General features: G+C 71.2%; 16 protein-coding genes. 10 read left to right on the plus strand and 6 right to left on the minus strand.

Annotated elements, in window-relative coordinates; all coding sequences use genetic code 11:
• Positions 1 to 61 precede the first annotated feature (61 nt).
• The 8 genes from ABS642_RS16965 to ABS642_RS17000 are packed head-to-tail and all read left to right on the plus strand — an operon-like array spanning position 62 to position 8,379.
• Positions 62 to 1,033, plus strand: a complete 972-nt coding sequence (locus tag ABS642_RS16965) for an ABC transporter permease (protein ID WP_350351036.1) — start codon at positions 62 to 64, stop codon at positions 1,031 to 1,033.
• Positions 1,030 to 1,917, plus strand: coding sequence for an ABC transporter permease (locus ABS642_RS16970; RefSeq protein WP_282215707.1), 888 nt, complete (start codon positions 1,030 to 1,032; stop codon positions 1,915 to 1,917). The genes ABS642_RS16965 and ABS642_RS16970 overlap by 4 nt, the downstream gene beginning before the upstream one ends.
• Entirely contained in the window at positions 1,914 to 2,819 is a 906-nt protein-coding gene (murQ, locus tag ABS642_RS16975; protein ID WP_350351037.1) for an N-acetylmuramic acid 6-phosphate etherase, read from the plus strand. Before ABS642_RS16970 ends, murQ begins: the two co-directional genes overlap by 4 nt.
• Positions 2,819 to 4,009, plus strand: a complete 1,191-nt coding sequence (locus ABS642_RS16980) for an anhydro-N-acetylmuramic acid kinase (RefSeq protein ID WP_350351038.1) — start codon at positions 2,819 to 2,821, stop codon at positions 4,007 to 4,009. The genes murQ and ABS642_RS16980 overlap by 1 nt, the downstream gene beginning before the upstream one ends.
• On the plus strand, positions 4,006 to 4,494 hold the full coding sequence (locus ABS642_RS16985; RefSeq protein WP_350351039.1) for a GNAT family N-acetyltransferase: 489 nt from the start codon (positions 4,006 to 4,008) through the stop codon (positions 4,492 to 4,494). The genes ABS642_RS16980 and ABS642_RS16985 overlap by 4 nt, the downstream gene beginning before the upstream one ends.
• Positions 4,491 to 5,645 carry an enolase C-terminal domain-like protein gene (locus ABS642_RS16990; protein WP_350351040.1) on the plus strand — a complete coding sequence of 385 codons (1,155 nt, stop codon included), beginning with the start codon at positions 4,491 to 4,493 and terminating at the stop codon, positions 5,643 to 5,645. Before ABS642_RS16985 ends, ABS642_RS16990 begins: the two co-directional genes overlap by 4 nt.
• The gene (locus ABS642_RS16995; RefSeq protein ID WP_350351041.1) at positions 5,642 to 6,751 is read left to right on the plus strand and encodes a serine hydrolase domain-containing protein; all 1,110 of its coding nucleotides are present in this window, start codon (positions 5,642 to 5,644) and stop codon (positions 6,749 to 6,751) included. Before ABS642_RS16990 ends, ABS642_RS16995 begins: the two co-directional genes overlap by 4 nt.
• Positions 6,748 to 8,379 carry an ABC transporter ATP-binding protein gene (locus tag ABS642_RS17000; protein WP_350351042.1) on the plus strand — a complete coding sequence of 544 codons (1,632 nt, stop codon included), beginning with the start codon at positions 6,748 to 6,750 and terminating at the stop codon, positions 8,377 to 8,379. The genes ABS642_RS16995 and ABS642_RS17000 overlap by 4 nt, the downstream gene beginning before the upstream one ends.
• Before the next feature lie 9 nt (positions 8,380 to 8,388).
• Here the strand turns inward: ABS642_RS17000 and ABS642_RS17005 are convergent, their stop codons facing one another.
• The 4 genes from ABS642_RS17005 to ABS642_RS17020 are packed head-to-tail and all read right to left on the minus strand — an operon-like array spanning position 8,389 to position 10,646.
• Positions 8,389 to 8,556: a hypothetical protein gene (locus tag ABS642_RS17005; protein WP_282215714.1), complete on the minus strand. Its 168-nt coding sequence runs from the start codon at positions 8,554 to 8,556 to the stop codon at positions 8,389 to 8,391.
• Entirely contained in the window at positions 8,553 to 9,134 is a 582-nt protein-coding gene (locus ABS642_RS17010) for a YdeI/OmpD-associated family protein (protein WP_350351043.1), read from the minus strand. Before ABS642_RS17010 ends, ABS642_RS17005 begins: the two co-directional genes overlap by 4 nt.
• A gap of 3 nt (positions 9,135 to 9,137) precedes the next feature.
• On the minus strand, positions 9,138 to 9,950 hold the full coding sequence (locus tag ABS642_RS17015; protein WP_350351044.1) for an HAD-IIA family hydrolase: 813 nt from the start codon (positions 9,948 to 9,950) through the stop codon (positions 9,138 to 9,140).
• Positions 9,951 to 9,959: 9 nt separating this feature from the next.
• Complete coding sequence (locus ABS642_RS17020) at positions 9,960 to 10,646, minus strand: helix-turn-helix domain-containing protein (protein WP_350351045.1); 687 nt, start codon at positions 10,644 to 10,646, stop codon at positions 9,960 to 9,962.
• A 64-nt stretch (positions 10,647 to 10,710) separates the two neighbouring features.
• On the opposite strand from ABS642_RS17020, the gene ABS642_RS17025 reads away from it, so the two are divergent.
• Together ABS642_RS17025 and ABS642_RS17030 are read left to right on the plus strand one after the other, a co-directional pair.
• Complete coding sequence (locus tag ABS642_RS17025; RefSeq protein ID WP_350351046.1) at positions 10,711 to 12,327, plus strand: amidohydrolase; 1,617 nt, start codon at positions 10,711 to 10,713, stop codon at positions 12,325 to 12,327.
• A 16-nt stretch (positions 12,328 to 12,343) separates the two neighbouring features.
• The gene (locus tag ABS642_RS17030; protein WP_350351047.1) at positions 12,344 to 13,807 is read left to right on the plus strand and encodes a Na+/H+ antiporter NhaC family protein; all 1,464 of its coding nucleotides are present in this window, start codon (positions 12,344 to 12,346) and stop codon (positions 13,805 to 13,807) included.
• Positions 13,808 to 13,844: 37 nt separating this feature from the next.
• Here the strand turns inward: ABS642_RS17030 and ABS642_RS17035 are convergent, their stop codons facing one another.
• Both ABS642_RS17035 and ABS642_RS17040 read right to left on the minus strand, forming a co-directional pair.
• On the minus strand, positions 13,845 to 14,477 hold the full coding sequence (locus ABS642_RS17035; RefSeq protein WP_350351048.1) for a metal-dependent transcriptional regulator: 633 nt from the start codon (positions 14,475 to 14,477) through the stop codon (positions 13,845 to 13,847).
• 33 nt (positions 14,478 to 14,510) lie between these two features.
• Positions 14,511 to 14,810, minus strand: a complete 300-nt coding sequence (locus ABS642_RS17040) for a hypothetical protein (protein WP_350351049.1) — start codon at positions 14,808 to 14,810, stop codon at positions 14,511 to 14,513.
• Positions 14,811 to 14,843: the final 33 nt, after the last annotated feature.

Raw genomic sequence — 14,843 nt, forward strand, 5'->3', positions numbered from 1 at the left:
GCGCCGGTGCGCGACCGGCCGGCGCCGCCTCCTCCCCGACGACAGGCAGCCTCACACTCGCATGTTCAGACAGATCCTCCGCAACACCGTGCTGCGCCGCATCCTCGCAGCCCTCGGCACGCTCCTCGGCGTGGCCGTCTTCGTCTTCCTGATGCTGCGCGCCATCCCCGGCGACCAGATCAGCTCGGGCCTCGGCACCGAGGCCGCCGCCCTGACGCCCGCGCAGCGCGCCGCTCTCGAGGCCTACTACGGTCTCGACCAGCCGCTGTTCGTGCAGTTCTTCTCGTGGCTCGGCAACATCTTCACGGGCAACCTCGGCTTCTCCTCGCGGGCGCAGACCAGCGTGCTCGACCTCACCCTCGCCGCCCTGCCGGTGACCTTCGAGCTCGCGATCTTCTCGATCGTGATCGCCCTCGCCATCGGCATCCCGCTCGGCATGCTCTCCGCCTCGAAGCCCGACTCGGTCCGCGACGGCTTCGGCCAGGTCGTCGGGCTCGCCGGGCTCTCGATCCCCGCGTTCCTGCTCGGCACCGCGCTGCTCGCGATCCTGGCCTCCTCGTTCGGGTTCAACCCGAACGGTCAGGGCTTCGCCACGCTCTTCCAGGACCCGCTGCTGAACCTCCAGCAGATGCTGCTCCCGTCGATCGTCCTCGGCTTCGGCATCGCCGCCCCGATCATGCGGACCACGCGCACCGCCGTGCTGGAGATCCGCGCCAACGACTTCATCCGCACGGCGCGCGCGAAGGGCGTGCCACCGCGTCGCCTGCAGATCCGGCACGTGCTGCGCAATGCGCTCGTGCCGATCGTCACCATGACGGGCCTGCAGTTCGGCTACCTCCTCGGCGGTGCGGTCGTGGTGGAGCAGATCTTCTCGCTCCCCGGCATCGGCCGCCAGGTGCTCCTCGGCATCCAGCAGAAGGAGTACGCGCTCGTGCAGAGCACCGTGCTGGTGATCGCGCTCGCGTTCGTCATCGTCAACCTGCTCACCGACATGCTGTACCGGGTCATCGATCCTCGGGTGCGTGCCGCATGACCGACATCTCTCAGACCCCTGCTCTCGCCCCCGGCGGCGGACGCACGATGGAGCGCGTGCGGCTGCTGCTGCGCAGCAGGAGCGGTCTCACCGGACTCGTCATCGTCGTCCTCCTCGGTGTGCTCAGCATCGTCTCGGCGTTCGGGCTGCTGCCGTTCGATCCACTCGCTCAGGACCCGCCGTCGCGCCTGCAGCCGCCGTCGGGTGCGCACTGGTTCGGCACCGACCAGTTCGGCCGCGATGTGTTCTCCCGCGTGGCCGCCGGCGTCGCGAACTCCGCCCTGATCTCACTCGTCGCCGTCGCCTTCGCCACGGTCGTCGGCACGGTGTGCGGTCTGATCGCCGGCTTCTACCGCGGCTTCTCCGACGGCGCGATCACGGCGGTCACGAACGTGCTCTTCGCGTTCCCGCCGCTGCTGCTCGCCCTCTCGCTGGCCTCGGTCTTCGAGCGCAACTGGTTCACTATCGCCGTGGCCATCGCGATCGTCTACGTGCCGATCTTCATCCGGGTGACCCGCGGTCCTGTGCTGTCGCTCCGCGAGGTCGAGTACGTCAAGGCCGCGAAGAGCACCGGGCAGAGCCGCATGGCGACCATGTTCCGCCATGTGCTGCCCAACATCACGTCGATCATCATCGTGCAGGTGACGCTCTCGCTGTCGTGGGCCGTGCTCACCGAGGCGTCGCTGAGCTTCCTCGGCCTGGGGACGCCGCCGCCGGCGCCGTCGCTCGGATCGATGATCTTCGAGGCGCGCACGCTCGTGACCATCGCCCCCTGGACGATGATCGCCCCCGGCGTGATCGTGGTCCTCCTCGTGGTGGGCCTGAACCTGCTCGGCGACGGACTGCGCGACAGTCTCGACCCGCGGAACAGGGGCAAGCGATGACGATGGAGGATCTCGGCGGACTCGCCACCGAGGCGAGCGACCCGCGCTATGCGGAACTCGACCTGATGAGCGTCGCCCAGCTCGCGCAGACGATGAACGACGCGGATGCCACGGTGCCCGGTGCCGTGCAGCGGGCGCTCCCGCAGATCGTCCCGGCCATCGAGGCGACCTCCGAGCGCATGGCTCGCGGCGGGCGGCTCGTCTACGTGGGCGCGGGGACGCCGGGACGCATCGGGGTCGTCGACGCCTCGGAGTGCCCGCCGACGTTCAGCACTCCGCCGGAGCTGGTCTTCGCGATCATGGCCGGCGGCCCCGGAGCGATCGTGAATCCGGTCGAGGGTGCCGAGGACGACGCCGATGCCGGTGCGAACGCCATCGACGAGGCGGGCATCGGCCCGCTCGATACCGTGATCGGCATCGCCTCCAGCGGACGCACGCCCTACGTCGTGGCCGCGATCCGGCGTGCGCGGGAGCGCGGCGCACTGACTGTCGGGCTGTCCTGCAACACGGCCACCGTGCTCAGTGCGGCGGCGGAGCACGGGATCGAGGTCGAGGTCGGCCCCGAGGTGCTCTCCGGCTCGACGCGCCTCAAGTCGGGCACCGCGCAGAAGCTGGTGCTCAACATGTTCTCGACCATCGTCATGGTGCGAGGCGGCAAGGCCTACGGCAACCTGATGGTCGACTTGAAGGCGACCAACCACAAGCTCCGCGAGCGCGCCACCCGCATGGTGCAGTCGATCGCCGCCGTCGATCGGGAAGCCGCGATCGGCGCCCTCGAGACGGCGGGCTACGACGTGAAGATCGCGTCGATCATGCTCCGCCGCGGCGAGGACCTCGCCGCGGCCACCGCACGGATCACCGCCGCCGACGGCCGGCTGCGGACAGCACTGGAGGAGAACTGATGCGCGTCCTGGGAGTCATCTCCGGCACCTCGCACGACGGGATCGATGCGGCCGTCGTGGACTTCACGGCGAACGACGCCCCCTCGGCATCCGGTGTCGCTCTGCAGGGTACCGTCCTCGCCGCGACGAGCGTGCCGTACGCCCCCGAGCTGCGCGCCAGGCTGATCGCCGCGCTCCCGCCCGCGCAGACCACGCTCGCCGAGGTCGCCGAGCTCGACACGCTCATCGGGCAGGCGTTCGCCGAGGTCGCGGCCGACATCTCCGCCGAGGTCGGCGGCGTCGACGCGATCTGCTCGCACGGACAGACCGTCTACCACTGGGTCGACGGCGCGCACGCGCTCGGAACGCTGCAGATCGGGCAGCCCGCCTGGATCGCCGAGCGCGTCGGCGCCCCGGTCGTCTCCGACATCCGCATCCGCGACATCACGGCGGGCGGGCACGGCGCACCCCTGGTCTCGTTCCTCGACGAGCTGCTGCTGCGCACGCACGCCGGCGTCTCGGCGGCCCTGAACCTGGGCGGCATCTCGAACATGACGGTCGTGCGACCCGACGGCCTCGTCGCGTACGACATCGGCCCGGCGAACGCGCTCGTCGACGCGGTCATCGTGGAGCAGGGTCTCAACCCGCTCGGGTACGACGACGACGCCAGGATCGCGCGCACGGGGCACGTCGACGACGCGCTGCTCGCGGCGCTGCTCGCCGACCCGTACTACGCGCTGACCCCGCCGAAGAGCACGGGCAAGGAGCACTTCCACCTCGGCTACGTGCACGAGCACCTCGCGGCGCAGGGGCGCGAGATCCCGGTCGAAGACGTCGTGCGCACGCTCACCGAGCTCACGGTGCAGACCGTAGCGCGCGATGTGGCGACGGCCGGCATCGAGTTCCTCGCGGTGTCGGGAGGCGGATGCCGCAATCCGCTGATCCTCGACGGACTGCGCGCAGCCCTGCCGGGCACGCGGGTCGTCCTCGCCGATGAGCTCGGCGCCCCGGCGGACAGCAAGGAGGCGATCCTCCTCGCGCTGATCGGCTGGTGCACGATGCACGGCGTCTCGGCCATCGTCCCCGGCGGGACCGGGGCGAGGGAGCCGCGCATCCTCGGCACGATCACCCCGGGTGCCGGTCCGCTCGTGATGCCGCATCCCGTGTCCGGCATCGACTCCCTCACGCTCGCGGAGGCCGCGGCATCGTGAACATCGAGGTGCGCCCTGCGACCCCGGACGACCTGTCCGGGGTGCTCGGCGTGTTCCTGGGATGCTGGCGGGAGAGCTACCGCGGCATCCTGCCCGCATCCGCGATCGACGCGATGACCGATGAGCGCGCCGAGGGCCTGTGGCGACGTGTGCTGGCCGACCCGGTCGGCGAGGTGCTGGTCGCCGAGCGCGACGGCGAGGTCGTCGGCCTCACCCGCTACGCCGCGAGCGACGGCGAGGGGGCAGTGCACTCGCTGTACGTCTCGCCGCGCACGCACGGCGGCGGGGTCGGCACCGCCCTGCTGTCGACGGCCGCCGAGGCTCTCCGCGCGGCGGGGGCGGATGCCGCCACGCTCTGGGTCTTCGCGGCCAACGCGCCCTCCATCGGCTTCTACGAGTCCCGCGGCTGGCAGGCCGACGGAGCGACCCGCACCCAGTCCGACTTCGGCGAGCCGGAGCAGCGGATGCGCAGGGAGTGGGCATGAGCGTCGTGGAGCGGATGCGCGTGCTGCGGGTGTCGTCGCCGCTGGTGCGGCCCTTCGTCACGGCGGTGCGCCGCACGGATCGCCTCGACGTGGTGCTCGTCGAGGCGACCGATGCGGACGGCCGCGTCGGCTGGGGCGAGGCGGCGGTGAGCTGGCGGGTCACGGGGGAGAGCCCGCAGAGCGTCGCCGCCGCGGTGACCGGACCGCTCGGTGCCGCGGTCGCCGGAAGGGAAGCCGGCGACCCTGTGCTGGACGGCGACATCGCCGGGTCGATCTGGGGGAATGCGGCCGCTCGCAGCGCGGTCGCGTGCGCGGTGGCGGATCTCGCCGCGCGACAGCGGGGGCTGTCCGTCGCGAAGGCGCTTCTGGGGACAGGCGCGACGGCGCCGTCGCGCCTGCGCACGGACATGACGCTTTCGACCGCGTCTCCGACGGAGTTGGCGGAACAGGCGATCGCGCACGTCGCGGCCGGATTCGGCTGCCTCAAGATCAAGGCCTCCGCCGCGCACGACACGGTCGCAGGGGTCCGCACGGTGCGCGCAGCGATCGGCCCCGCGATCACGCTGCGGATCGACGCGAACCAGGCGTGGGACGTCGACACGGCGATCCGCGTCATCCGCAGCTGCGAAGACGAAGGGCTCGACATCGAGCTGGTCGAGCAGCCCGTCGCGGCATCCGACCTCGACGGACTGGCGAACGTCACGGCGGCCGTCGGCACCCCGATCATGGCCGACGAGTCCGTGCGCACCGAACGCGACGTCCGGGCGATCGCGGACCGCGGGGCCGCCGACCTCGTGAACATCAAGCTGGCGAAGACCGGCGGTCCGACCGAGGCCGTCGCGGCGGCCCGTGCGGCCCGTGAAGCCGGGCTCGGCATCGTGTTCGGCTGCATGATGGAGTCTCCGGTCGGGGTCACCGCCACGGCGCATCTCGCGGCGGCCCTGGCCCCCGACGAGGTGCACGATCTGGACGCGGCGCTCTGGCTCCGGCGGTCGCCCGTGACCGGCGGCATCCGCTCCGAGGGCGACGTGCTCGAGCTCGGCGCCGGCCTGGGATTCGGCATCGATGCGCTCGCGCCCGACGTCGACGCCGAAGTGCTCGCGGACATCCGGCCCGCTCACAGCCGACTCCGCGAGGAGGTGCGCGCATGAGCGCCGCGCAGGCTGTCGAGGCCGTGTTGGCAGGGTCTTCCGCTCCGGCGGGGGTCGTGGTCGGCATCGCGTCGCCGTCCGGACGCGACGTGGCCGCCGGCGGTCACGCCGACGTCGCGGGAACGCCGATGACGGTGAAGACCGCGTTCGACATCGCCTCCGTGACCAAGGTGGCCGCGACGACGACGGCTGTGCTCGCCCTGGTCGGCCGTGGCGACCTCCGGTTCGACGACCTCGTCTCACGCTTCCTTCCCGGCACCGCGTGCGCGCCGCCGACGACGCTCCGCCACCTGCTGCAGCATCGCGCCGGTCTCTGGGAATGGCAGCCGCTGTATCTGGACCCGCGCGACCCGGTCGCCGCGATGGACGCCCTGCCCCTGCGCTACGCACTCGACGAGGGGCGCCACTACTCCGATCTCGGCTTCCTGCTGCTCGGCCGCATCGTCGCCGCCGTCGCTGGCATTCCGCTGGATGCCGCGGTCCGCGAGCTCGTGACCGCACCGCTCGGACTCGATCGCACGGGCTTCGGGCCCGTGGCGCCCCCGGTCGCATCGACCGCGGTCGGCGACATCGCGGAGCGCCGCATGGTGGCCACGGGCGAGCCCTATCCGATCCTCACCTCCCGACGCCACTTCGCCTGGCGCGAGGAGGAGATCACCGGGACGGCGAACGACGGCAACTGCTTCCATGCGTTCGGCGGGATCGCCGGGCACGCCGGACTGTTCAGCACCGCCGACGACCTGCTCACGCTCGGCACGGCGCTCGCCGCACCCGAGCAGCACACCGACCTGTGGAATCCGGATGCCGTCGCCGAGCTGTTCCGCGACGGGCCCGACCCCGGCCAGGCGCTCGGCTGGCGCAGCGACACGGTCCGGGTCGACGCCCACGAACAGCGGATGCTGTGGCACCCCGGCTTCACCGGCTGCGCCCTCGGCATCATCCCGGGCGCAGACACCGCCGTCGTGATGCTCGGCAACCGCCTCCTCGCCGCCGAACCGGTCCTGACGGAGACCCTGTGGCGATCAGCTCTCCCCGCACTCCTGGGCGACCAGACATCCCGTGACACCGCGACTTCCCGTGAAACCGAAGGAACGAGAACACCATGAGCATCACCGAGCCCGTGCTGAGCATCACCGGCCTCGCGGTCGCCTTCCGGACCGGCTCCGAGCTGGTCACCGCGATCAGCGACGTCAGCATCGACGTCGCCGCGGGGGAGACGGTCGCCGTGGTCGGCGAGTCCGGATCCGGCAAGTCCACCACGGCCGCGGCGGTCAACCGACTCCTCCCGGAGAACGGTGTGATCACCGCCGGCAGCATCCGCTTCGACGGACGCGAGGTCACCGAGCTGGGCGAGAACGCGATGATCTCGCTACGCGGCGCCGGCATCGGGCTCGTGCCGCAGGACCCGATGTCGAACCTCGACCCGCTCATGCGCGTCGGCGACCAGATCGGCGAAGCCCTCGAGGTGCACGGCCGCACCACGGGCGACGCCACGACGGCACGGGTCGTCGAGCTGCTCGAGATGGTCGGGATCGCGGATGCCGCCAACCGCGCCCGTCAGTACCCGCACGAGTTCTCCGGAGGCATGCGCCAGCGCGTGCTGATCGCCATGGGGCTCGCGTGCACGCCGCGGCTGCTCATCGCCGACGAGCCGACCTCGGCTCTCGACGTCACGGTGCAGCGCCGCATCCTCGATCAGCTCGACGAGCTGACCGACCAGCTCGGCACCGCGGTCTTCCTCATCACGCACGACCTGGCGCTCGCCGCGGAGCGCGCCGACCGCATCGTCGTGATGTTCCGCGGCAAGATCGTCGAAGAGGGCACCTCGGCCGAGGTGCTGGGCAACCCTCAGCACGAGTACACCCGGCAGCTGCTCGCGGCCGCGCCCAGCCTCGCGTCCCGTCGCGACCCGCTGCCGCAGCGCGAGTCCGTCGCGTCGGAGACGCCGTTCGTCGAGGTGCGGGACCTCCGCAAGGAGTTCGCGCTGCGCTCGCCGAAGCCGGGCGAGGCGCAGAGCTTCACCGCCGTCGACGGCGTGAGCTTCTCGATCCGTCGCGGCACGACCGTGTCGATCGTGGGGGAGTCGGGCTCGGGCAAGTCGACGACCGCGAACATGGTGCTGGGCCTCGAGGACGTCACATCGGGATCCATCCTGTTCGACGGCCTCGATCTGACCGGACTCCGCCGCAAGGAGCTCTTCGCGCTGCGCCGGAGGGTCCAGCCGGTGTTCCAGAACCCCTACGCCTCGCTCGACCCGCGCTACACGGTCGAGCAGTCGATCGCGGAGCCCCTGCGGGTGCACCGCATCGGCACCGCGACCACCCGGCACGCCCGCGTCCTGGAGCTCCTGGAGCAGGTCGCTCTTCCCGCGGCCATGGCCGAGCGCCTGCCGCACGAGCTCTCGGGCGGGCAGCGGCAGCGCGTGGCCATCGCCAGGGCGCTCGCCCTCGAGCCGGAGCTCGTGGTCCTCGACGAGGCGGTGTCGGCCCTCGACGTGCTGGTGCAGGCGCAGATCCTCGACCTGCTCGCCGACCTCCAGCGACGTCTCGGGCTCAGCTACCTGTTCATCAGCCATGACCTCGCGGTCGTGCGGATGATCTCCGACGAGGTGCACGTCATGCAGCGGGGCGTCGTCGTGGAGAGCGGAACGCCGGAGCGCATCTTCGACGATCCGCAGCATCCGTACACGAAGGAGCTGCTGGCGGCGATCCCGGGGGCCTCGCTGGCGTCCTGAGCGCTGCGGTCAGCGCTTCGGGTCGTCCTCGTCCCAGGGGCCCTCCCACCAGTTGCCGCCGCGGCCGTCGCCCTGGCCGCCGCGTCGGCGGGAGCGCACGAACTGCACGATGATCACCGTCAGCGAGCTGAGCAGGATCAGGAAGACGACGAGGAACAGCACGTCGCTCTGGTTCATGGGCGTTTCCCCTCCGCGGCATCCGCCACGATCTTCGCGATGCGCGCCGACCGCGTATCGGGCCGCTTCGCCATCGCGATGTGCGTGAGTCCGAACTTCTTGACCGACTTGGGGAACGCGTCCCAGTTCTCCCGCGCCGCGGGCACCGCGTCGAGCGCTGCGGCGAACTCGTCGGGCTCGATCCCGGCCTCCGGTCCGTCGAGCACCGTCCAGGACCCGTTGGCCTTCGCGACCTCCAGCACCCGGATGCCGGCCGGCGCGAGCAGCCCTTCCGCCTCGAGCAGGGCGATGCGCGCCTTGTTCGTCGCGGCCCATCCGCTGCCGGGGCGGCGCGGCGAGAACCACTGTCCGTTGGCGCGGTCGTCGCTTCCCTCGTCGAAGACGCGCACCGGGCCGTCGATCCATCCGAAGCAGAGCGCCTGCCGCACGGCGTCCTCGTAGCCGACTCCGCCGGCGTCCGTGCCACGCACGCTCAGGAGCCAGACGCCGGCCGCGCGTTCGTGGTTCTCCTCGAGCCAGGCGCGCCATGCCGCGGCATCCGCCGCGCGGATCCGCTCGCCCTCGTCAAGCACGCCCACAGGTCACTTCTTCGTCTTGACCGTCGTGATCGTGTCGGTGATCCGCGGCAGCAGGTCGGCGACCGACTGCACGATCTCGTCGGGCCGGAACGGGTACTTCTCGATCTCGGCCTGGTCGCTGATGCCGGTGAGCACGAGCACGGTGTGCAGGCCCGCCTCGATGCCGGCGACCACGTCGGTGTCCATGCGGTCGCCGATCATGCCGGTGCGCTTCGAGTGCGCGCCGATCTTGTTCAGAGCGGAGCGGAACATCATCGGGTTCGGCTTGCCGACGACGTACGGCTCCTTGCCCGTGGCCTTCGTGATGAGGGCGGCGATCGCCCCCGTCGCCGGCAGCGGGCCGTCGGCGCTCGGTCCGGTCGCGTCGGGGTTCGTGACGATGAAGCGCGCGCCGCCGATGATGAGGCGGATGGCCTTGGTGATGGCCTCGAACGAGTAGTTGCGCGTCTCGCCGACGACGACGAAGTCGGGGTTCGTCTCGGTCATGATGAAACCGGCGTCGTGCAGGGCGGTGAGGATGCCGGCCTCGCCGATCACGAACGCCGAGCCGCCGGGGAGCTGCTGCTGCAGGAACGATGCGGTGGCGAGGGCCGCGGTCCAGATCCGCTCCTCCGGCACGTGCAGTCCGCTCGTGCGGAGGCGTGCGGACAGGTCGCGGGCGGTGAAGATCGAGTTGTTGGTGAGCACCAGGTACGGGATGCCGGCGGTCTCCCAGCCGGCGAGCAGCTCGGATGCTCCGGGGATGGCGTCGTTCTCATGGACGAGCACGCCGTCCATGTCGGTGAGCCAGCATTCGATGTCGTCTCGTTGGGCCATGTGCACAGCCTAGAGGGACGGGGTGACCGCCGGAGGTCTGATGTCCGCGGGCGGGACGGCCCAGGCGGCGAGGCCGGTGATGAGGGCACGCAAGCCGATGCGGAAGGTCGCCGCGGCGGGGTCGTCGCCGGCCGCCGCGCGGAGGCGTTCGGACTCGGCGTAGCGGGGGAACTCGTCGGCCAGTGCACCGGGAGACATGTTGTCCCCGGGGGCGAGCGCGTCGAGGGCGGAGCCGATGATGAACGACTCGAGGGCGACGATCGTGTCGAGGGTCCGCGCCGAAGGCCAGCCGGCAGCGAGCAGTCGATCGGTGACCGCCTCGTACTGCACGAAGGACTCCCGATCCGCGTCGATCGGAAGCGTGGCCAGGAGCACGATCGCCCCCGGTGCGGTGAGCAGGGCCTCGCGATAGCTGACGCCCCATCCGAACAGCGCCTCCACGGCATCGGCATCCTGCAGCGGCGCGAGATCGGTGAGGCGGCCGATGCGCGCCCGCATCCCGCGGATCACCGCATCGCGGTTCGCGTAGTGGTGGTACAGAGCCGAGGTCCGCACGCCGAGCGCTGCGGCGAGCGCGGTCATGGTGAACTGCGCGGGTCCGCGCGATCCCGCCACGCGGAACGCCGCCTTGAGGATCTTCTCCTCGGTCAGGACGGTGGCGCTCGGGCGACCGGCGCTGCGCTGCTGCTTTGTCATGGACCCGTTCTCTGCTACTTTATTGAAACTCATTCAATTAAACCCTCTGCCGGGAGCCCCCGCCATGACCATTGTCGCCGCTGACGTGATCATCACAGGAGCGCGGATCGTCACCATGGATCCGCGTCGCCCGCTCGCCTCCGCGCTCGCGGTGCGGGACGGACGCATCCTCGCCGTGGGCGACGATGCGACAGTCGCCGAGTTCCGCGGTGCGGGCACCGAGGTGCGAGACCACCGTGGGAAGACGCTGACGCCCGGGCTCATCGACGCGCATCTGCATCCGATCCAGGGGCTCGAGCTCGCGGTCGGAGCCGATCTCGGCGGGATCACCGAGGCGCGCGCCCTCCTCGCCGCCCTCCGCGCCGAGGCGGACCGCGCGCTGGCCGAGGACGCGGACCCGTGGGTGCGCGGCTGGAATCTCGACTACGACGTGTTCCACGCGCTGCCCTGCACGGCGGCCGCGATCGACGACGCGGTGCGCGGCCTGCCCGCGCTGCTGGTGATGTACGACGGACACACCGCCCTCGCGAGCTCCGCCGGTCTCATCCGCGGGGGGATCACCGGCGCGCGCGACTTCGCCGACACCTCGGTCATCGTCGTCGACGCCCACGGCGCGCCCACGGGCGAGCTCCGCGAGATGTCGGCCTACGAGCCCGTCCGCCTCGCCGCCCCCGCGCTCAGCCGCGAGCAGACCCTCGACGCGACGCATCAGCTGCTGCGCGGCCTCGGCTCGTCGGGCCTCACCGGCGGATGCATCATGGACGGATCCTTCGGCACCCTCGACCTGCTGCGCGAGCTCGACGAGAGCGGGCGCCTCCCCATCCGCATCGTGTCGGCCGTCGACCACGAGCCGTCGTTCGATGCCGAGCGGATGGCGGCGAACCTCGCAGTGCGCGACCTCGGCGGCGCGCACTGGCGCGGTGGACTCGTGAAGCTCTACGCCGACGGTGTCGTCGAGACCGGAACCGCCTGGCTCTACGAGCCGGACACCGCGGGAGCAGGCCTCGAGCCGTTCTGGAAGGACCACGCGGCCTACGCCCGCACCGTCGACGCGTACGCCAGGGCCGGATTCCAGGTGGCGACGCACGCGATCGGCGACCGCGCCATCGGCAGCGCCGTCGACGCGTATCTTCAGGCCGGGCCGAGAGCAGCGAACGGGGCGCCGCACCGCATCGAGCACCTCGAGACCACGGCCGATCGCGACCTGGCGCGCATCGCCGCCGCCGGTATCACCGCCTCGATGCAGCCCCTGCACCTGCAGTGGCGCAAGGCCGACGCGGGGGACGACTGGGCGCACCGCCTGGGCCCCGAGCGCACGGCACGCGCGTGGCGGGTGCGCGACTTCTGGGACGCCGGCGCCGCGGTCGCCCTCGGCTCGGACTGGCCGATCGCGCAGAACGACGCGAGGATCGGCCTCGCCTGGGCGATGCTGCGTCGACGGCCCGGCGCTCCCGACGCTCCGGTGTTCGAACCGGAGCAGCGCCTCACCGCCTACCAGGCGCTGCACGGCTACACCGTCGGTGCGGCGCGCGCACAGGGCGACGTCGATCTCGGTCGGCTCGCCCCCGGGTACCGCGCCGACTATGCGGTGTGGGATGCCGATCCGCTCCAGGTCTCCGCCGACGAACTCGTCGACGTTCCCGTATCCGAGACCGCCGTCGGCGGCCTCGTCGTCTCCTGATCACAACGAGGTGAACATGTTCGCTGAGGCGACAACACTCCCCGCCGTCGGCGGCTTCGTACTCCTTCCCATCCTGGTCATCCTGCTCGTCGCCGTGCTGACGCGCAGGACGCTCTTCGCGCTGTTCTGCGGCACCCTCGTCGGTGCGCTGCTGCTGACCGGCTGGGGCGCCTTCGACACCTGGGTCGAGTACTTCGGCAAGTCGCTCGCGAACGAGACGGCGCAGTGGCTCCTGCTGATCGTGGTGCTGTTCGGCATCCTGATCACGCTGTTCGAGCGCTCCGGCATCGTCTCGGACTTCGCCCGCTGGACCGAGCGGTTCGTGAACTCGCGGCGCAAGTCGACCCTGCTGACGTTCTTCCTCTCCGTGGTCCTCTTCGTCGACGACTACCTGAACGTCCTCACCGTCGGCACATCGCTGAAGTCCCTCACCGACCGCTACGCCGTCCCCCGCACGCAGCTCGGCTCGATCATGAAGCTGACGGCGGCGCCGATCGCCGTGATCGTGCCGTTCTCGACCTGGGCGCTGTTCTTCTCCGGCCTCTTCGAGGCGCAGGGCGTGACCGTCGGGGGATCCGGCTTCGGTGCGTATCTGCAGGCGATCCCGTACATCTTCTTCGGCTGGATCGCGATCGTGGTGGCTTTTCTGATGAGCGCGGGGTGGCTTCCGCGGATCGGCGCGATCAAGCGCGACGCCGTGCGCGCCGAACGCGACGGCGACGTGTTCCCGCTCGGCACGACCGCGGAGGAGCGCGAGGCCGAGGGGGCGGTCCTCCTCCAGGAGATCCGAGCGACGGATGCCGACGGCTCGACCGCTCAGCGTGTCGCGGCGGCCCTAGAGACCGAGGTCGAGGTGAAGCGCCCGCAGGCCTGGCCGTTCCTCCTGGCGATGGTCACCCTCGTCGGGGTCACGATCCTGACCGAGGCGAACGTCGTGAAGGGCACGGCCGCCGCCCTCGTCGTCACGATCGTGATCACGCTCATCCAGCGACGCCTGCGGATCCGCGAGGTGCTCGAATCAGCGCTCGCCGGCATCGAGAGCATGCTGTTCGTCGCCGTGCTCACGGTGCTCGCCTTCATGGTGCAGGAGATGAACATGTCCCTCCACCTCGCCGACTGGGTCATCGCGGTCACGGAGCCCGTGCTCACACCGGCGTTGCTTCCCGCGATCGTGTTCGCCGTCTGCGGGATCTACGCGTACGCGACCGGCTCGTTCTGGGACCTCGCGGCCGTCATCACCCCGGTCGTGCTGCCACTGGCGATCGCGCTCGGCGCCGACCCGATCCTCGCCGGTGCTGCCGTGTTCTCCGGTGCCGCACTGGGCAGCACGACCTGCCTCTACGGGGACGGGATCATCCTCGCGTCGCGCTCGATCGGCATCAAGCCGCACAACCTCATGCTCGCGATCCTGCCGTACGCGGGCATCGCGGCGGGCCTGTCGTTCGTGATGTACCTCATCGTCGGCGTGATCGGAGCCTGAGCGCGGCCGACCCGGCGGCCGACCGCCGGACGTCGTTCTAGGCCGAGAGCCAGACCACGTCGTCGCTGCCGTCCGGAAGCACGGTGTCCGTCTCGCCCAGGCGCACGCCGTCGGCGGTCACGGCGAGGGTGGTCCCGATCTCCACTCCCGCGCCCTCCAGGGCGCGGAGGAGATCCGGATCCCGGTCGTCCACCCGGAGCACGTGGCCCACGTGGCCGGCCGGGGCATCCGCCAGCAGCACGAAGGGCTCGCGCTCGACCACTCCGGAGGCGTCGGGGATCGCGTCGCCGTGCGGGTCGAACCGCGGGCGGCCCAGTCGCTCGTCGATGCCCTCCAGCAGCCGGTCGCTGATCGTGTGCTCGAGCACCTCGGCCTCGTCGTGCACCTCGTCCCAGCCGTAGTCGAACTCGCGCACGAGCCACGTCTCGATCAGGCGGTGGCGACGCACCATCGCGAGGGCCCGCTGCGTCCCGGCATCCGTCAGCCGCACCGCGCCGTAGGGCACGTGCGAGACGAGGCCTGCGGCCGCGAGCTTCTTCACCATCTCGGTGACCGAGGAGGGGGCGATGCCGAGCTTCCCGGCGAGGACCGACGGGGTGATCGGCGCGTCCTGCCATTCGGTGTGGGCGTAGACGGTCTTCAGGTAGTCGTCTGCTGCGGGGGAAGCCACGGGAGCCAGTCTAAATGAGGGTGGGGGCGGCGCTCAGTTCGCGACCGCGACCAGCACGCCCCAGGCGACCTGCCCCGCGAAGAAGATGACGAGGAATCCGAGGAGGGCCGCGGCCAACGACAGGCGTCCGTCGTAGTCGGGGACCTCGGCGATGCCGACCCGACGGGCGCGGAACGACAGCACGAGCGTCGCGATGCCGAGCGCGAGCTGCACCCACGGGCCGCCGACCGGCAGCACCTGCGGGAACGCGATCAGCAGGCCGCCGATGACACCGGCGGCGAGTCCGCTCCAGCTGAGGAGGCGGACGTTGCGGCGGGCGGTGTCGGCAGACATGACATCGAGCCTATCCGCGCCGCGGACCGCGCT

Origin of the sequence: Microbacterium sp. A8/3-1, from assembly GCF_040267695.1 — a bacterium.
In the GTDB taxonomy this organism is placed as follows: Bacteria; Actinomycetota; Actinomycetes; order Actinomycetales; family Microbacteriaceae; genus Microbacterium; species Microbacterium luteolum.